The sequence below is a fragment of the Serratia sp. (in: enterobacteria) genome (assembly GCF_051654945.1).
In the GTDB taxonomy this organism is placed as follows: domain Bacteria; phylum Pseudomonadota; class Gammaproteobacteria; order Enterobacterales; family Enterobacteriaceae; genus Chania.
Window position 1 is genome coordinate 486567 of record NZ_JBOFZA010000072.1, and the last position, 18504, is coordinate 505070.

The 18504-nt window shown below is 53.8% G+C and carries 12 protein-coding genes; 5 read left to right on the forward strand and 7 right to left on the reverse strand.

The features are described from left to right. Nucleotides 1–2: 2 nt before the first annotated feature. Complete coding sequence (gene hybO, locus ACRDCA_RS12900; protein WP_438689865.1) at nucleotides 3–1136, reverse strand: hydrogenase 2 small subunit; 1134 nt, start codon at nucleotides 1134–1136, stop codon at nucleotides 3–5. Between the two features lie 1316 nt (nucleotides 1137–2452). Here hybO and ynfF point away from each other — a divergent pair. Next, the gene (gene ynfF / locus ACRDCA_RS12905) at nucleotides 2453–4894 is read left to right on the forward strand and encodes a selenate/tellurate reductase subunit YnfF (protein ID WP_438689866.1); all 2442 of its coding nucleotides are present in this window, start codon (nucleotides 2453–2455) and stop codon (nucleotides 4892–4894) included. 210 nt (nucleotides 4895–5104) lie between these two features. Here the strand turns inward: ynfF and ACRDCA_RS12910 are convergent, their stop codons facing one another. From ACRDCA_RS12910 to ACRDCA_RS12930, 5 genes are read right to left on the reverse strand one after another with little or no spacing between them, the layout of a single operon-like run. Then, nucleotides 5105–6241: an alginate lyase family protein gene (locus ACRDCA_RS12910; protein WP_438689867.1), complete on the reverse strand. Its 1137-nt coding sequence runs from the start codon at nucleotides 6239–6241 to the stop codon at nucleotides 5105–5107. Nucleotides 6242–6253: 12 nt separating this feature from the next. After that, nucleotides 6254–7348, reverse strand: coding sequence for an ABC transporter ATP-binding protein (locus tag ACRDCA_RS12915; RefSeq protein WP_438689868.1), 1095 nt, complete (start codon nucleotides 7346–7348; stop codon nucleotides 6254–6256). A gap of 10 nt (nucleotides 7349–7358) precedes the next feature. Continuing rightward, a complete protein-coding gene (locus tag ACRDCA_RS12920) occupies nucleotides 7359–8198 on the reverse strand; it encodes a carbohydrate ABC transporter permease (protein ID WP_438689869.1) in 840 nt (279 codons plus the stop codon). A 10-nt stretch (nucleotides 8199–8208) separates the two neighbouring features. Beyond that, entirely contained in the window at nucleotides 8209–9096 is an 888-nt protein-coding gene (locus ACRDCA_RS12925; protein ID WP_438689870.1) for a carbohydrate ABC transporter permease, read from the reverse strand. Between the two features lie 48 nt (nucleotides 9097–9144). Then, nucleotides 9145–10437: an ABC transporter substrate-binding protein gene (locus ACRDCA_RS12930; RefSeq protein WP_438689871.1), complete on the reverse strand. Its 1293-nt coding sequence runs from the start codon at nucleotides 10435–10437 to the stop codon at nucleotides 9145–9147. Between the two features lie 537 nt (nucleotides 10438–10974). Here ACRDCA_RS12930 and ACRDCA_RS12935 point away from each other — a divergent pair. Both ACRDCA_RS12935 and ACRDCA_RS12940 read left to right on the forward strand, forming a co-directional pair. Beyond that, a complete protein-coding gene (locus ACRDCA_RS12935) occupies nucleotides 10975–12195 on the forward strand; it encodes an alginate lyase family protein (protein ID WP_438690150.1) in 1221 nt (406 codons plus the stop codon). A gap of 26 nt (nucleotides 12196–12221) precedes the next feature. Next, complete coding sequence (locus ACRDCA_RS12940; protein WP_438689872.1) at nucleotides 12222–14240, forward strand: heparinase II/III domain-containing protein; 2019 nt, start codon at nucleotides 12222–12224, stop codon at nucleotides 14238–14240. A gap of 391 nt (nucleotides 14241–14631) precedes the next feature. Here the strand turns inward: ACRDCA_RS12940 and ACRDCA_RS12945 are convergent, their stop codons facing one another. Continuing rightward, nucleotides 14632–15012 carry a hypothetical protein gene (locus ACRDCA_RS12945; protein WP_438689873.1) on the reverse strand — a complete coding sequence of 127 codons (381 nt, stop codon included), beginning with the start codon at nucleotides 15010–15012 and terminating at the stop codon, nucleotides 14632–14634. A gap of 568 nt (nucleotides 15013–15580) precedes the next feature. Here ACRDCA_RS12945 and yahO point away from each other — a divergent pair. Both yahO and xdhA read left to right on the forward strand, forming a co-directional pair. Continuing rightward, nucleotides 15581–15850: a DUF1471 family periplasmic protein YahO gene (gene yahO, locus ACRDCA_RS12950; protein WP_438689874.1), complete on the forward strand. Its 270-nt coding sequence runs from the start codon at nucleotides 15581–15583 to the stop codon at nucleotides 15848–15850. A 358-nt stretch (nucleotides 15851–16208) separates the two neighbouring features. Continuing rightward, nucleotides 16209–18494 carry a xanthine dehydrogenase molybdenum-binding subunit XdhA gene (gene xdhA, locus ACRDCA_RS12955; RefSeq protein ID WP_438689875.1) on the forward strand — a complete coding sequence of 762 codons (2286 nt, stop codon included), beginning with the start codon at nucleotides 16209–16211 and terminating at the stop codon, nucleotides 18492–18494. Nucleotides 18495–18504: the final 10 nt, after the last annotated feature.

Sequence of the window (18504 nt, forward strand, 5' to 3'; positions counted from 1 at the left end):
GCTTACTCCTTGCTTGGCGGCTGCTCGTCATCTTTACGCTGCGTTTTCTGCTGCCGCCCCAGCTCTTTCACCGCCATCAGGCTGACACCGGCGACCAGGCCGACCACGCCGCCAAGCAATCCCATCGCCGTTGGGCTGACGTGCCCGCCTTCGGCGCTAAGTACCTCGGGTTTGGCGTTGCGCGGGGTGGGATTTTCTACGCTGGCCAACTGGGCGATCCCCTTGGTAAAACCAATGCCCTGCTCGTTACAGCCGTAGCAAGGGTGGCCGATCCCGACCGGCCAGATGCCACCGCCCACGTCGCAAAACTCCAGCGTTGAGCAGTTGCCGTAGGTTTCCGGCCCTTTGCAGCCAAGGTGATACAGGCACCAACCCTGCCGATGGCCGTCATCGCCGAACTGTTTGGCAAAACGCCCGGCGTCAAAATGCGGGCGACGCTCGCAGTTCTCGTGGATCAGGCGGGCATAGGCAAAGTCAGGTCGGTTTTTGGCATCCAGCTTCGGTGGCCGTTGATAGGTGATGATGTGAGCCACCGTCGCCAGGAAGTTGTGCGGGTTGGGCGGGCAGCCGGGGATATTGATCACGGTTTTGCCGGGTAAAATCTCTTGCAGACTGACCGCGCCGGTAGGATTTGGGCCGCTGGCGGCAACACCGCCCCAGGCGGCGCAAGAGCCGATGGCGATCACCGCCGCGGCGTGTTCTGCCGCATTACGGATATGCTCAACGATCGGTTTACCGGCCACCATGCAGTAAACACCGCCATCCTTCATCGGAATGGAGCCGTCGACCACCAGCACGTATTTGCCCTTGTACTGCTCAATGGCACGGTGCTTGTTCTCTTCAGCCTGTTCACCGAACGCGGCAGAGAGGACTTCGTGGTATTCCATGGAAACCACATCCAGCAACAGGTTCTCGATCGTGGGGTGAGTGGCTCTTAATAAGGACTCCGTGCAACCGGTACATTCCTGAGCACCGATCCAGATAACCGGTGGCCGCTGTGGCGAGCCTACCGAGTGGGCTATTTCGGCGGCGGCTTTGGTGCTCAGCCCCATCGTGGCGGCCAGTGCCGCACATAGCTTCATAAAATCGCGGCGGTTTACGCCATCCCGGAAAAATGTTTGATTTTCCCTTATCATTATTATCTATCCCCTGTTGATGACCGACATACAAGCCCGTAAACACAGCGTGCGGGTGGTTAATATTTTGTTATTTTAAGGCTGCTCGGAGTTGATCTTTATCAACCTTTGGTAAGGTAGCGATTAATATTTGTGTAACATGAGAAAAATCGCTTCAGCAAAAAATATTTTTCTTGCATATTATCCTCACTAGCTTTATTCGCGCAGGCATTTAAATAACAATAACTCTCATTATCTTTTAAATATAAAACGGCCCATCAAGCTATTAATGATTAATATATATTAATCATTCCTTCGCGGAAAAGAATCAGCATACTTACCGTTCCCTAACGATCGCGTTGAGTCGATCTGCATGTTAATGAGAAAACCAAATCGGTAAAAAATGACCTATTACCACGCCTCCCATTATCCATCAACCCGACAGCCGAAAGGTGAGTTTTTATCAGGGCAAGTGACAAACCTTGACCTTAAACAAATTACACTCGCGAAAGAGACAAACATGTTCGCTCATATTCAAGATCTATTCCCGAACCAACAAAAATCGAGGTAAACAGCAAGTTGAATAAAGTGTTATTCCTCGTGATTTTGTAACCATTAATGATTAGCCTGCTGCCCCAACCCAGCGTAGGGGCTTGTCGCCTGAGCGTCGTCCAACGGCCAACAGCACAGCGATGATTATAGGAAAGGACGAGGCAGTACAACACGTAATATACCGTTTTAGTTTATAATTTTATTGCAGCGTCATCGGTTGGGGCCGCTATTGATTACGTGGTTACCCGGGTGCCGATCTTTGACCACGTATTGACTACACCTTAGCTGGCTGACGGGATTTTGACAGCACAACACCCCCGGAAATAAACAACTAATCACTTTACTAATACGCCTGCCACTCGCGCAATGGGGGCGTATGTTGCATCAAAACATAACAATATTGTACCGAGACTGGATTTAACTCACCAGCATCCCATCATTTTACCAACCAAATATGCTACAAACTGCGGTTTAGTGCCGAACGCCCCGCTTTATTGTGTTGCTCAAAGCAAAAACTTGACCTCAAGCAAGCTTCAGTTGCGTCCCACACGGGTATACTCATTAATAGGTAATAAAATAACCAGGCCGTTAGTTGAATAAAACACTCCTGGCTAAAAACAGGATAACTATTATCAATGCCACATTAATTATGGCAGACAGCATAATTTGCTACCGGTTAGCACTATTAATGCATCATTTGTCACTGGCTCGCATCTGGTGTTATCGACTGCCAAATGGCATCGAGTAGCCCCTAAGCGAAATAGGTCAGCACAGGGAGCACTACCATGAACGATAACAACAATCCGAACCTGCTTGATCACCCATTCAGCCGCCGTAAGCTAATCAAAACCGGCTCGGCCACTGGCTGTTTACTGGCTGCCACCTCCGGGCTGGTTTTGCCTTTCCGTAAAACCGCCGCCGCCACCGAGCCGTTGCCAAATACTCAGCAGCCGGAAGACAAAGTGGTCTGGAGTTCCTGCACCGTTAACTGCGGTAGCCGCTGTGCGCTGCGACTGCACGTGCGGGATGACGAAGTCTACTGGGTAGAAACCGACAATACCGGCAGTGACCAATATGGCAACCATCAGGTGCGGGCCTGCCTGCGTGGCCGCTCTATCCGTCGCCGCATGAACCACCCGGACCGCCTGAAATACCCGATGAAACGCGTCGGCAAACGTGGCGAAGGCAAATTCAAACGTATCAGTTGGGAAGAGGCGCTGGACACCATCAGCGGTCAACTGAAGCACACCCTGGCGGAATACGGTAATGAAGCGGTGCACGTGCTGTACGGCACCGGAGTCGACGGCGGCAATATCACCAACTCCAACGTCCCTTACCGCCTGATGAACTCCTGTGGCGGCTTCCTCAGCCGCTACGGTAGCTACAGCACCGCCCAGATCACCGCCGCCATGCCCTATTTATACGGAGCGCAGCAGGGAAACAGCCCGGATGATATTGCCAACAGCAAGCTGGTGGTACTTTTCGGCAATAACCCGGCGGAAACCCGCATGAGCGGTGGCGGCGTCACCTATTATCTGGAACAGGCTCGGGCCATCTCCAACGCCCGAATGATTGTCATCGATCCGCGCTATACCGATACCGCCGGTGGCCGTGAGGATCAGTGGGTGCCGATCCGCCCAGGCACCGATGCGGCTTTAGTCGCTGGCATCGCCCACGTGTTGATCAGCGAAAACCTGGTAGACCAACCGTTCCTGGATAAATACTGCGTGGGTTACGATGAAAAAACCCTGCCCAGCAGCGCACCGAGAAACGGCCATTACAAAGCCTACATCCTCGGCCAGGGTGACGATGGTATCGCCAAAACGCCGGCATGGGCGGCACGCATCACCGGCATCCCGGTCAACACCATTATCCAGCTGGCCCGCGAAATCGGCATGACCAAACCGGCCTATATCTGCCAGGGCTGGGGACCACAACGTCACGCTAACGGTGAACAAACGGCCAGAGCCATCGCCATGTTACCGATCCTGACCGGCAACGTCGGCATCAATGGTGGCAACACCGGCTGCCGTGAAGGCAGTTTCGATCTGGGCGTGGAATGGTTCGACATGCTGACCAACCCGGTACAGACCAAGATTTCGGTGTTTACCTGGACCGACGCCATCATGCGCGGCCCGGAAATGACCGCCAAGCGTGACGGCATCCGTGGCAAGGACAAGCTGGACGTGCCGATCAAGTTTATCTGGTGCTACGCCAGTAACACCCTGATCAACCAGCATGGCGATATCAGCCGTACCCACCAGATCCTCCAGGACGATACCAAGTGTGAAATGATCGTCGGCATCGAACACTTTATGACTTCGTCGGCCAAATACTGCGACATTTTACTGCCCGACCTGATGCCAACCGAACAGGAAGACCTGATCTCCCATGAGTCCGCAGGCAACATGGGCTACGTGATCCTGGGCCAGCCCGCCACCACCCGCAAGTTCGAACGCCGCCCGATTTACGAGATCCTTTCCGAAGTCGCCAAACGGGTTGGACCACAGGCCGAAGCGACGTTCACCGAAGGCCGCAACCAGCAGCAGTGGATCGAATACCTGTGTGAGAAAACCCGGGAACGCAACCCGGAAATGCCAAGCTATCAAGAGATGAAAAGCGCCGGCATTTATAAGCGCAAATGCCCGGAAGAGCACGTGGTGGCCTTCAAGGAGTTCCGCGAAGATCCACAAGCTAACCCGCTAAAAACACCATCGGGTAAGATTGAAATTTACTCCGAACGACTGGCAGAGATCGCGGCTACCTGGGAGTTGGCTAAAGAAGATGTGATCCACCCCTTGCCGGTGTATGCCGCAGGATTCGAGGGTTGGGAAGATCCGCTGAGCAGCCAATACCCGCTGCAACTGTTTGGCTACCACTACAAGGCCAGAACCCACTCCAGCTATGGCAATATTGATGTGTTACAGCAGGCTTGCCCGCAGGAGGTGTGGATCAACACGCTGGATGCCCAGGCGCGCGGCATCATGAACGGCGATCGGGTGAAGGTATTTAACGGCAGGGGTGAAACGCAGCTTCAGGCGAAAGTCACACCGCGCATTATGCCGGGCGTCACGGCGATGGGCCAAGGTGCCTGGCTGGCGGCGGATATGTTTGGCGACAAGGTCGATCACGGCGGCAGCGTGAATATTCTGACCAACCACCGCCCTTCCCCGTTGGCCAAGGGCAATCCGCAACATACCAATCTGGTGCAGATAGTGAAGCTGTAGGGAGTTTTGGGGCGGTCAGGATCGGTGAACGCCCCTCACCCTAGCCCTCTCCCAAAAGGAGAGGGGACCGAACGTGCCACAATTTGCTTACAGCATTCCCCCTCTGACAGATCTATCTCTGTGCCTACACACCGCATCGTACCAGCTCCCTCGCCCTTTGGGAGAGGGTTGGGGTGAGGGGAACAAGCAACGCCAAACGAAAAGCCCTCCCTAACAACACCACATCAACCGGTCACGCATACCGAGCGTCTCTTCCGGCAAATTCTCTAGCACCGCTTTATAGCGCGGTGCATCCTGCGGATAACCGCGAATCGATTGCAACAACAACCGCAGCGCACTATCCCAGACAATGCCCTGCAAATCGCTATACGGCCATAGTTCAGGATCGGCGATAAACGGCACCAGATAGTCGATCCCCAGCTTGACGCTCCTGCCGTCCCGCACCTCGTTCCAGCGGTCAAATTCCACGTGCTCGGCATAGCGGTTAAGCAACAGGTGGGCCTCCAGATTGAATAGTGAATAGTGGAACGGCACCGGCCGTTCCAGCTCCATGGTCTGTTTGCCGTCCTGATCGATCTGCGCCGCCATCCGCTGGGTGATACCCTGCTGGATAATCCGCGCCACCAGCCCCTTATCACCATAAAACAGCGCGTTCACCGTGCGCTGCGCGTCATACCAGGTGCCGTGGTTGTTGTGCCACACGTACTCGGAATGGCCGACCTCGCTGTGATACATCCAGTGGTTGAAATCCCGGAACCACTGATGCAGCCCGATAATGTCGTCGGTATCCAACACGCCCGCCGGGCTGATCAGGCCAATGGTATCGATCACCATCCACATCAACCGCGTGTCGATAAGGCCAGTACCCCGCCCGGAAACAATCCCCGGTATCGCCTGGCCGTAGTTCAGGTGCGGGTTCATCAGGGTTTCACCATTGAGGAACCAGCAGCGGATCTGCTCGGCGGCGGCCAGCGCATAATTGCGCTGACCGGTGAAGAACCAGGCCAGTCCCAACGTCAGGCAACGCTCACACATACGGATAATCCGCGTGGTGTCGGTATCGTTGTTCTGACACTGTGGATTGGTATGCCCGTCACGCCGGATATAGGGCAACCCGTTGGGCCGCCGTGGGTTTGGCCACCAGTAGGTGCCCAGGCTGTAATAGTCATGAGGATCGCCGCTGACCGGGCGCAGCTTTTTATTGACTACCGTCTCCAGCGGTTGCCTGCGCAGTTTGTCGGCATCGCTTACCAGTTGGCTCAGCGCAGGCTGTAGCGGCGAAAAAGGCTGCTGCAGCCGACGTTGAGCACTCTCCAGGCAGGCAATATCCAGGGTATACAGCTTCATCCTTCCCTCCCGTTATGCGTCACGATAAGGCACGCGCAGCCCGCTTGCAGCATCAAAAATGTGGATCCCAGCCAGCTTCGGCTGTAGCCAGACCGTTTCCCCTTCCTGCACATCAAGGCGCTGTTTGAATACCGAGGTGAACGCCCCACCGCCGGTATTACAGAACAGCTGCATATCGGAACCGGTATTTTCGATGGCGGTAATAGTGGCTTGCAGTGCCCCATGCCGCTCGTTTTCGCCCACCACGTTGACCTGTTCCGGGCGAATGGCATACACCACTTTCTGCCCCGCCTGCACCTGCAACCCCACAGGCAGACGCAGCTGCGAATCATCCGCCAGACGCAGCAGGGTTTCATCGCCCACGATCACAATTTCGCCCTTTAACTGGTTGATTTCCGGTGAGCCGATAAAACCAGCCACAAACAGGTTGGCCGGGCGATCGTACAGCTCCAACGGCGTGCCAACCTGTTCAATACGCCCATCCCGCAGCACCACAATCATCTGCCCCATGGTCATGGCTTCAATCTGATCGTGGGTAACGTAGACCGAGGTGGTTTTCAGGCGGCGGTGTAACTCGCGGATCTCACCACGTACCTGGGTACGCAGTTTGGCATCCAGGTTAGAGAGCGGCTCGTCGAACAGGAACACCTGTGGGTTACGCACTATCGCCCGCCCCATCGCCACCCGCTGGCGCTGACCGCCGGAGAGATCTTTCGGCAGCCGATCCAGCAGCACGCCTAACCCCAGCAGATCCGCCGCATCTTCCACCTTGCGCTTAATCTCCGCTTTCGGCAGCTTGGCCATTTTCAGCGCAAAGCCCATGTTTTCCCGCACCGACATTTGCGGATAGAGCGCATAGCTCTGGAACACCATCGCGATATCCCGCAGCTTGGGCTCTACGTCGGTGACGTCTTTTTCGTTAATCGCGACCTTACCGCCGGTGATTTCCTCCAGCCCGGCAATCATCCGTAGCAGCGTCGATTTGCCGCAGCCGCTGGGGCCAACCAACACGCAAAACTCGCCTTCCGGAATAGTCAGAGAGACATCTTTGATGACGTGCACATCACCATAAGATTTACAGACATTATTCAGTACCACGGAACCCATAGGTCGCTCCTTATCCTTTGACCGCGCCGGACATAATCCCGCGGTTGAAATGTTTTTGCAGGCCGAGATAAACGATGATGCTAGGTAGCATCGCCAGTAAGGTGATGGCAATAAAGATGTTCGGGGTGATGCTTTCATCGGTACGCAGCGTGCCGAGGATCACCGGGATGGTGTTCAGGCTGTCGCGGTTAATGACGATCAGCGGCAACAGATACTGGTCCCAGATCATGATGAAGCCGAAGGTCACCACCGTGCCCAGCGCCGGTTTCACCAGCGGTAAAATGACGTGGAAGAAAATCTGCCATTCGTTGGCCCCGTCGATACGCGCCGCCTCTTCCAACTCTTTGGGAATGGCGGCCATAAACTCGCTGAGCACAAAGATGGAGAATGCCCAGCCCACTACCGGCATGATCATGCCGAGATAGGTGTTGTAGAGCGAGGCGTCGATTAGCGGCAGCTTCCAGTTGATGATCATATACAGCGGGATGGCGATCACCTCTTCCGGTAGCATCATGGTGGAGAGGATCACCAGGCTGACCAGCGACACGCCAACGAACTTCTTGCGTGCCAGTGCATAAGCCGCCAACGCGCTGACTGACACTTGCAAAACGGTGCCGAAGAACACCACCACCATCGAGTTCAGCAGGTATTGCCAAACGCCAATGTCGTTCCAGGCGAAGATGAAGTTTTCCAGCGAGAACTGGTTCGGCCACGCCAGCAGCTCCCCCGGTTTGACCGGTGCGCCACTGAACGCGGTGGCTACAATGCCCCAGAACGGGCCGACAAATACCACCAGCAGCAAGGCATAAATCATCCAGCGGCCAAAGGTATCCCAACGTTTACCTGACATGAGCGGCTCCTTAATAACGTGCAATGCGTTTTTTCAGCGTGAGATGACAAATGGTCAACAGCACGGTGAAGGCGAATAACAGGAACGACACCGCCGAGGCATAGCCGTAGTCAAACTGCTCGAAACCGAGTTTGTAGATGTGCGTCATGATCATTTCGGTGGAGTTGGAAGGCCCACCGCCGGTAGTGGCATACACTTCGGCAAACACGCGGAAACCACGGATAAATGAGAGCATCAACACCACGGAAAGCGCCGGGATCATGCCGGGCAAGGTCACGTAGCGCAGGCGATTCCACCAGTTGGCACCGTCAACATTGGAGGCGTCATACAGATCGCGGCTGATGCCAGCCAGCCCGGCAATGAAGATCACCATGTTGTAAGGGATCGCCTTCCAGATATGCAGCAGCATGATCACCCACAGCGCCTGATCGGAACTCGCCAGGAAGCCTTGATCCGCCACGCCAAACCAGCTCAATACCTGGTTCATCACGCCGTTGGGCGTCGGGTTGAACAGGATGCGCCACATTTCGGCGACGATCGCTGCACTGGTGACCGCCGGCAGGAAGATGGCGGTACGAATAAAGCGCAGGTGGCGTGCCGGGCCTTCAAGCAGCATTGCCAGGAAGAAAGCCAGTACCGCCGCCACCACCATGGTGACGATGACATACAGGAAAGTGTTGAACACCGCCGCATGCAGTTCGGCATCCGCAAAGGCGCGGGAGAAGTTGGCAAACCCGACCCACTCGTTCTTTTGATTGAAGTTCACCTTGTAGAAACTCATCACCAGGCCTTGCAGCATCGGGATGAATTTAAACCAGGTAAAAATGACCAAGGCCGGGGCCAGGAAGATCCACGGCACCAGGTTCCGTTTCTGGCGGGAAGTTAACATCGTTATCATCGCTCTGAAGGAGTAACAAGACGCCGCACGTCGCGGCGCCCAAGAGAGTTATTCGGCCAGCACCTGCTGTTTGGCCAGCTCGGCGTTGACCTTGCCATTGCTGGCCTTCAACTCGGCGGCGATATCGCTATTGCAGTCCGCCAGGATGCGGTTAAAGCCATCGGCGGTGATCTGGCGGATTGGCGTCCAGTTCGGTACCTGCGGCACATAGCGGCCCTGTTCGGTATACAGCTTGGCGAAGGTGGCCCAGCGCGGATCGTCGTAAACGGACTGGATATCGACCTGCTGGTTCACCGGCAGACGCACCACCGGCATATTCTTGCTGCCTTTGCCCATACCGATCTCTTGCCCTTCCTTCGAAATCATAAATTCGATGAACTGCCGGGCGGCCTCTTTCTTCTGGCTGCTCTTCATCAGGAACACCGAGGTCCCTTCCGCCAGCGTGGTCCCACTCTTCGGCCCCTGTAGGGCGACCACTTCGAAATTATCCTTGCCCGGATCTTTGTCAAACAGCGCGATATGGTAAGGCCCGGTAAAGAACATACCGGTCTGGCCGGAACGGAATGAGGGGATCACATCGGCGGTAGTGGCATTAATGGCACCGGGCTGCACCACTTTTTCGCACAGCATGTTGCGCATAAATTGCAGGGTTTCTGCCGCTGCAGGTTCATCGAGCGAGGCTTTAAATTTGCCCGGCGCCGATTCGCGGATAAAGTCACCACCGGCCTGCCAGAGGAATGCGCTCATAAACCAGCTGGCATAGCCACGGGTGGTGGACGCTGGCAGCAGAAAACCGTAGGTATCGTGTTTGCCGTTGCCGTCCGGATCTTGCGTGGTGAAGGCTTTGGCCAGCGCAGCCACGTCCTGCCAGGTTTTAGGTTCAGGCAGCCCCAGTTTTTCACGCCAGTCTTTACGCACAAACAGGGCGAAGGTCTGAGCCGAGGTTGGCACACCGTAATATTTGCCATCGGTATAGCGGGTACTTTCCCAGGCGATGGGGTAAAGATTGTCATGCCCGGCAATGCTCTTCGGCTCAATCTCTTCAACGATGCCGAGCTGGATAAACTGCCCAATGGCGACCGCATCGTTGAAGATCAAATCCGGCAAGGCATTCCCCGCCGCTGCACGGGCCAGGCGTTGTTCGAAATCGGTGGTGGCGTTGAAATACTCAATTTTGATGCCGGTTTTCTTCTCGAAGGTTTCGGCCTCTTTGGCATAAATGTTTTTTGAATCGTTACTGGCACGGATCCAAATATTAAGCGTTTCTGCTGCATAAGCCGATGTCGCTGCCAGGCCAAGCACAGATAACAGCAATAATGATTTAATTTTGCTAACGGACATTTTATTCACATCCTTTTTTAAGAGGTTTGATAATCACGAAAATGGAGTGAACCAGGGTGGAGATATTTTTTAAATGAATGCCCAGCCATTAAATCGAATGCCGTTTTTAAATACAACGCCATAAAATAGAAATCGTGTTTCAAAATTAAAAACTTTGCTGTGGGTCACACCGACAAGTGAGCAAAAAACACACAAATAATATTAATTCTTTAAAAACATCAGGTTAAAAAACTAAACTTATTAGATGTAAAATAAAAATTATTTGATAAAGCCGGTTTTTCGTGATCGAACACAGACTTTTGACGTCAATTCTCTTCTCAAAGGTTAAATTTGATGTATATCACAAAAAATTATCACTCTTCTCTTACACTGCGTCACCAGCACCTTGAAACATTATTTCAATTTTCACATAAAAAGAGAAAATAACGTTTTTAAAGCATAAGCATTTTTCCCGGCCATCCCGCCGTGAAATATTAATCACCTACAATTAATAATACTATCCTCTGAGAGACGGAGAAAATCATGCTGCCGATAAAAATGGCTTTATTACCCCGTTTACCCTTGCTGGCATTGACCATAGCGGCATTATTCCATGCAGGCGGAAGCTTTGCTGCCGAGGCGCACCCACAGATCGTCAAGCTGGATGACTTAAAATACAGCCAACAACAGCTGGCGGCGAAAACCCCGGCGTTTGTCGGTGCCTATAACAAGCTGATCTCCTCCGCCGATCGCGCCCTCAAGCAACCGCTGTACTCCGTCATGGACAAAAGCCTGACCGCCGCCAGCGGCGACAAGCACGACTATTACAGTTTCCCACCTTATTGGTGGCCAGACTCAACGAAAAAGGACGGCCTGCCCTATATCCGCAAGGACGGGGAAACCAATCCGGACGCCAACAGCGATGCCACCGACAAAAAACGTCTGATCGGCATGAGCAACGACGTCTCCAATCTGGCGTTAGCCTGGTACTTCAGCCAAAATCCGGCCTATGCGCAGAAGGCTCGCGATCAACTGCTGAACTGGTTTATCAACCCGCAAACCCGCATGAACCCGAACCTGCAATATGCGCAGGCTATCCCTGGGATTAATGATGGCCGTGGTATCGGCCTGATTGACAGCCGCGCATTGGTGGACGTGATCGACGCCATCGAACTGCTACGCCCGGCCGACGTCCTCAGCGAGCAAGAATATCAACAGCTCAAACAGTGGTACGGTGATTTCTACCACTGGATGACCACCAGCCAGAACGGCTTTGAGGAAGATAACTGGCATAACAACCACGGCACCTACTTTGACCTGCAGGCCGCCTCTTTTGCCCTGTTCAGCGGCCAAACCGCTGCCGCCAAGCAACGGCTGCAAATCACTCAACTGCGGCGCATTGCCAACCAGTTTGATAATCAAGGCCGCCAGATGGCCGAGCTGGAACGCACCCGCCCGTGGCATTACAGCAACTTCAACCTTGAAGCCTATAACCAGCTGGGGCGTCTGGGGGAAGTGGCGGGCGTCGACGTGTGGAACTTCAGCCTGGACGATCACAGCCTGCGCAAGGGCTACAGCTACGTTGCCGGTTTTGTAAATAGCGACACGCCGTGGCCGTGGAAAGATATCGACAACATGGCTGACAAAAAAGCCTTGGTCAATATCGTCAGCGCCGCCCGCGCCTGGCCGGAAGATCCCCTGTTCCGTGAAAAAGCGCAATGGCTGATGGCCAGCTACCCCGACGATATCACCACGCTGATTGCCCCATTAAAACCTTAAGCTCCGGGAAGAAGGATTTGCAGCTAATGAAGCAGTTCACCACGCAACAACTTAGTGCGTTGCGAGATCGTGCGGCCAGACAACCTTTGGTGCTGGAACATCTGCTGGCGGACAACGCCGTCGTGCTCAATACCCCGTTGCAGGTGCCAGCAACCGCCATCGCCACCTGGAATCTGTATTACTTCTGCCCGGAACATGGCGTGCGGTTGGTCTGGCAGCACGACTCACCCAAAGTACATTGCTGCCCGGTAGACGGGCGGCGCTTTAGCGGCGAGCCTTATGATGGTGCCTGGTGGCGGGAGATGAACGGCCTGAACGCCAAGGCTTGCCGCCAACTGGGGCTGCTATGGCAGCTCACCGGTGAACAGCGTTATCTGGACAAGGTGCGCGATATTTTACTGCGTTACGCGCAATACTATCCAGATTATCAGGAGCATGGCGGTATCCCTTACAACGGGCCAGGCAAGATGAATGCCCAAACCCTGTGCGAAGCCAACTGCCTGCTCGACTTTACCCTGGGCTATGACTTTATCTGCGAGGCGTTAACGCAGGAACAGCGTGACGCTATTGAACAACGTTTACTGCGTTGCGGTGCAGAATTCCTAATGGCGCACCGTACACCACAGTTGCATAACCACGAGGTGAAGATCAGCAGCGCCATCGGCGTGCTGGGGTTTATTTTGCAAGACGATGCGCTGCTGGAGTTTGCCGTCAATCAGCCCTATGGATTGCGCTATCAGTTAGAGCACGGCTTGTTCGACGAGGGGCTATGGTTCGAGGGCTCGATTCATTACCACTTTTATGCGCTGCAAGGGTTTCTGGCGTTTGAAAAGCTGGCGCAGGGCAGCCGTTGGAGCCTGCTTGCCGCGCCTTATTACCGCAAGATGCTCAGTTTCCCACTGCAACTGCTAATGCCGGACGGCAGTTTCCCACGCATTAATGACTGCATTTATGGTCAGGAACGGCTCGATCACAGCGATGTTTACGAGTTTGCCTGGTCCTGTTATCAGCAAGAAGAGTATGCCGCTGCGCTGCAAGCCATCTACCGTGATTCGCCGCGCGCCAATATTGATGCACTGCTCTACGGGGCAGAGTTGCCTACTCAGACGTTGAATGTGATCCCTCAGCAGCATCTGCACGCACCAGATTGCGGCATCACCATTTGGCGCGAACCAGAGCAACGACGTGCGCTGTTGGTGAAACATACGCCCTACGGCGGTGAACATGACCATTACGATCGCCTGAATCTGATTTTGTTCGACCAGGGTAAAGAGATCCTGCCCGATCTCGGCACCACCGGCTATGGTGCACGGATGCACTACGCCTACTACAAAAACAGCGCCACCCATAACACGCTGACGGTCAATCAGGCGAATCAACCGCCCGCGATCCCGCAGGTGAAACGTTATCACCAGGATGAGGATTTCTGCTGGCTGGATGTCGAGGTTGATTGGCAGCTAAGCCCACCGCCGCTGGATAGCCATACCCGGGTGGAATGGGATAGCCAGGCCTATCGTGATATCCGTTTCCGCCGCCGCTTGCTGTGGCTACCGGGGGCATTGATCGATATCAGCCATATCGACAACCCGCATCAGCAGCAGCTGGATTGGACGCTGCATCTGCAAGGCAAAGCGCTGGACGCGGAAGGTGAACCAGCCCACTTCAGCCAACAAGGGCCTCTGACGATCATACATGATGCCCTGGTATCTCAGCTTAACAACTGCCAGCCGCGCCACTTTGCCACCTCCCGTAAAGGGCAGGCTCTGTGGCTGCATGGCGAGGCGATGCTGTGGCAAGGCTATGCGCCAGCCAATCCGGCGGTGACGGATTTAAGTTATCTGACACTGCGTAGCTATCAACCACGGGCGGAGTTTATTGGCGTCTGGGATTTTGACGATCGGCAACCGATAACCGATATGTATGTCAGCCGGGATAACGGTGGCTTGCGTATTCAACTGCGGCGCGGAGAGTTGGTGCTGACGGTAGAAGTGGGTGACGGTTGCGAGCCGCTCCCGCAATTGCATACCACACAAGGTGCAGTGTGACTGGGATTTAATCATCAAAACAACGACACGATTGGCCCCAAACTGATTAACAGTTATGGGGCCAATATTTTTCCTTGATTAGTCTGGCTATCATTTTGCTTTCGATATTCTGGTCACTACCTTACGCACTGTATTGTAAATCAGATCGGTCAAGCCGAGGAAGCCTAACGGTATGATAATAACTAGAATTGCCACAGCAAAACACGGTGGGTACTCTATAACAGAATAGGCTATTACCCCAATGTGTTTATAAAGAGGATTAACAATGAAAGACATATAAGCCAAAACCCATATGACAAATAAAATTTTTGATTGAATCTTCATTGTATAACCCTTCCATTGAGTGACGAGAAATGAAGCATAGCGGTACTGACTTTTGCACAGAGCATCATTACCGGCTGCAACTACCACCCGCGTTACCACTACCGCAGTTGCTATTACTCCCCTGCCCACCGCCGCCACCATTACCCGTATTGACGCAACTCCCCATCCCGGCAACTGCCCCGCCAAGCGCCCCGAGCGCGGCTCCGCCAATGCCACCACGGGAACCGCCTAAAGCCCCCCCGAATGCACCAGATGCAATCCCAGAAGCACAAGCAGCATCCATACCGGGAGATGAGTTGCCGACAAAGCCATTGGCCTGCCCGCCATAGTTAGTGGACGGCCCCCTGCCCTTATTGTTATTGCGGCCTCCGTTATCGCTCCGGTCACCGCCATTATTCCCGCGACCGCCAGAAATTTGACTAAGCACAGATTTATCGAGTTCTATCATAAATAGCTCCTTAGTTAAGTAATATAAAACAACCTCATCGAAAAACATTATTAACCCAGCAAAATTAAACATGCAATACATAATTCATTATCGAATCCATTAAGCTTTATCAATATAAAATAGTTTAACCGCAACACATCCATATGATTTACCAGACTTTTAACTTCATTATTCACTTCTGGATAAAGCATTTTATCTTTAAAATAAATTAAAGTCTCCCAGGGGATATTATGTAGACCTGTTATTTATTCATTTAAACTAAAGTAATAATTTTTTCGGTAACAGGCTAGTTTTCGCACCGGTTGTTATGCGCACCCCACAATCTTGCCACCAACCGTGTAGGAGGCCGCTGCAGCCGCGTATCACGTTGTACTCACGTCAAGAGCGGTTTGGGGCCCTCATCATTTATTCGTCTATACTTGGCATCAGGGACTTTGCAATCGAAGCCTCTCACCTGAAGACTACCTTTAGCAGTTGTTTTAACCTGAGCATAACCACGATTAATCCCTCGCATGAATGCGCTTTTACTTGAATATCATGCACTCAACTGGCCACAAGGAAACAAGCTATGAAGAAATTGATACTGGCTCTTTTCGCAAGCACCCTCGCCTTCAGTACCGTCGCCGCAGAATTGATGGCAAAAGTAGATTTCGAAAAGGTGAAAGATCAATATGTTAATGTCGGCAGTATTTCCACCTCTGGTGAGACCTCTCAAGCTGATGCAAAAGAGGAACTGGCCAAAAAAGCGGATGAAAAAGGTGGCGATATCTATGTGTTGACCTCAGCCAACACGGATAACAAAGTTCATGGTACGGCAGAAGTCTACAAGAAAAAGTAGCCCTGCCATTAAGTTAGCTTCAGCCATCACGCAACGAAAATTGCCCTGACCTATACATGGGCAATTTTTTTGTTCTCATTCTGATGCCCCCTCTTTAAGAGCGATCGGGTTTTGAGCCAGCTAGTATCAACCTGATAATCTAATCCTTATCGATATGATAAATTATCGTTGTGCCTGGTCTTTGCCATGTCAACATTGAAGCGCCCCGCCCCTGTTTGATCAGCAAAAAATGTCACGCTGGCGTAATAAAGCAGATTCAACTCACAAAACCCACATCCGTCTGATTAATCGACTCATTATGGCCTGCAAGTTGCTGCAGTGACCTATCGCGACTTTTTCTCTCAGCGAGGAGACCAAGATGCCTGTAGGAACGTCGCCCGAACGCGTCGATGCACAAGCCAAAGTCACCGGCCGGGCCAGATATACCGACGATATGAGCATGCCCGGTATGCGACATGCCAAATATGTCCGCAGCCCGATCGCCCATGGACTGGTTACGCGTATCGACACCAGCAAAGCTCTGCAACTACCCGGGGTAGAGGCCGTATTCACCTATCAGGATGTACCGCAACACGGCTTTCCAACGGCGGGCCATGCCTGGTCGCTGGATGCCAACAAGCGTGACGTGGCCGATAAACAACTGCTGACCCAGCACGTACGGCATCACGGTGATGGGGTGGCGATCGTGGTGGCCAATGATGCGTTAACCGCGGAAAAAGCCGCCATGCTGGTCGAGGTGGACTATCAGGAACTGCCGGTGATGACCACTGCACAAACGGCGCTGGCGGCCGATGCGCCTTTATTGCACGGGGGCAAAAGCAACCTGCTGAAGCGGCACCAACTCAGCGGTGGCGATCCCGAAGCGGCACTGGCTGCGTCAGAGGTGGTGATCGAAGGCAGTTACCGCACACAGGTAGTTCAACATTGCCATCTGGAAGGCGTGATTTCCTACGCCTATATGGATGAAATGGAGCGAATTGTGATTGTCTCCAGCACTCAAATCCCCCATCTGGTACGCCGCGTGGTGGGTCAGGCGCTGGATCGCCCGTGGTCATCTGTCCGGGTGATTAAACCCTATATCGGCGGTGGGTTCGGCAATAAGCAGGACGTCCTGGAAGAACCGATGGCCGCGTTCCTGACCTGGAAACTGGGTGGCGTGCCGGTCAAGGTAGAACTGAGTCGCGAGGAGTGCTTTTTGGCGTCCCGCACCCGCCACTCGTTCGCCATCAAGGGTAAGATGGGGATTAACCGCGACGGTATCCTGCAAGCCTACAGCCTGGATGTGCTCTCAAATACCGGGGGCTATGCTTCTCACGGTCATTCCATTGCCTCCGCCGGGGCCAATAAAATCGCCTATTTATACCCGCGTATTGCCTTCGGCTACCAGGCCACCACTTTCTACTCCAATCTGCCGAATGCCGGGGCCATGCGCGGCTATGGAGCGCCACAGGTGACCTTTGCTCTGGAGTGCATGATTGACGAGGCCGCCGCTCAGTTGGGGATGGATCCTCTGGAGCTGCGGCTTAAAAACGTCGCTCGCCTGGGGGATATCAACCCGCTCAATCATAAAGAAATCAAGAGTGCCGGTATTATCGACTGCCTGCTCAAAGGCCGGGAGCTGTTTGACTGGGATGCCCGCCGTGCCGCCTGCCTGAACCAGAGTGGCCCCATCCGCCGTGGCGTTGGCGTGGCTTGCCTGAGTTATGCCTCCAATACCTATCCGGTCGGGGTCGAGATCGCCAGCGCCCGACTGTTGCTGAACCAGGATGGCACCGTCCACCTGCAAATCGGCGCGACGGAAATTGGTCAGGGATCGGATACCGTCTTTGCGCAAATGGCGGCACAAACCATCGGCGTGCCCTTCTCTTGCGTCTACGTTATCTCCACCCAGGATACTGATATTACCGCCTACGATCCTGGTGCCTTCGCCTCGCGGCAAAGCTATGTCGCTGCCCCCGCCATCCGTCAGGCTGCCGAGGAACTGCGGGGAAAAATCCTCACCCATGCGGCCTATATGAGCAGCCAACCCGAATGGGCGCTTGATGTCATTAACGGCGAGGTGGTGTTGAAGGAGATGCCGGAAAAGGTGTTGTTCTCGGTACAAGAGGTCTCCATGAGTGCCCATTACGATCAGGAGGTCGGCGGGCAGATCATGGCCGAGGTTTCCTGCAAAACCCGCAGCAACCCGCCGGCCTTTGGTTGCACCTTTGTGGATCTCACCGTCGATATCGAACTCTGTAAGGTCACCATCAACAAGATCCTCAACCTGCACGACTCTGGCCAGATCCTTAACCCACTGCTGGCCGAGGGCCAGGTGCATGGCGGGATGGGCATGGGTATCGGCTGGACGTTGTTTGAAGAGATGATCATCGACGAGCATAGCGGCATCGTGCGCAACAACAACCTGCTGGATTACAAGTTCCCCACCATTCTCGACCTGCCAGAGTTGGAGTGTGCGTTTGTCGCAACCTATGAGCCACAGTCTGCCTATGGGCACAAAGCGCTGGGTGAACCGCCGCTGATCTCTCCCGCGCCAGCGATACGTAACGCCATCTGGATGGCAACCGGCGTGAAAATAGATGAACTACCGTTGACGCCAAAAACGCTGTACCGCTATTTCGCGCAGGCGGGCCTGATCGAGTAACTGGAGAAAC

Bases quoted from the DNA above. Each gene is read 5' to 3' on its own strand.
- ACRDCA_RS12920 (WP_438689869.1), bottom strand. From the start codon at position 8,198: ATGTCAGGTAAACGTTGGGATACCTTTGGCCGCTGGATGATTTATGCC.
- ACRDCA_RS12925 (WP_438689870.1), bottom strand. From the start codon at position 9,096: ATGATAACGATGTTAACTTCCCGCCAGAAACGGAACCTGGTGCCGTGG.
- ACRDCA_RS12945 (WP_438689873.1), bottom strand. From the start codon at position 15,012: ATGATAGAACTCGATAAATCTGTGCTTAGTCAAATTTCTGGCGGTCGC.
- yahO (WP_438689874.1), top strand. From the start codon at position 15,581: ATGAAGAAATTGATACTGGCTCTTTTCGCAAGCACCCTCGCCTTCAGT.
- ACRDCA_RS12915 (WP_438689868.1), bottom strand. From the start codon at position 7,348: ATGGGTTCCGTGGTACTGAATAATGTCTGTAAATCTTATGGTGATGTG.
- ACRDCA_RS12940 (WP_438689872.1), top strand. From the start codon at position 12,222: ATGAAGCAGTTCACCACGCAACAACTTAGTGCGTTGCGAGATCGTGCG.
- ACRDCA_RS12935 (WP_438690150.1), top strand. From the start codon at position 10,975: ATGGCTTTATTACCCCGTTTACCCTTGCTGGCATTGACCATAGCGGCA.
- ynfF (WP_438689866.1), top strand. From the start codon at position 2,453: ATGAACGATAACAACAATCCGAACCTGCTTGATCACCCATTCAGCCGC.
- ACRDCA_RS12930 (WP_438689871.1), bottom strand. From the start codon at position 10,437: ATGTCCGTTAGCAAAATTAAATCATTATTGCTGTTATCTGTGCTTGGC.
- hybO (WP_438689865.1), bottom strand. From the start codon at position 1,136: ATGATAAGGGAAAATCAAACATTTTTCCGGGATGGCGTAAACCGCCGC.
- ACRDCA_RS12910 (WP_438689867.1), bottom strand. From the start codon at position 6,241: ATGAAGCTGTATACCCTGGATATTGCCTGCCTGGAGAGTGCTCAACGT.
- xdhA (WP_438689875.1), top strand. From the start codon at position 16,209: ATGCCTGTAGGAACGTCGCCCGAACGCGTCGATGCACAAGCCAAAGTC.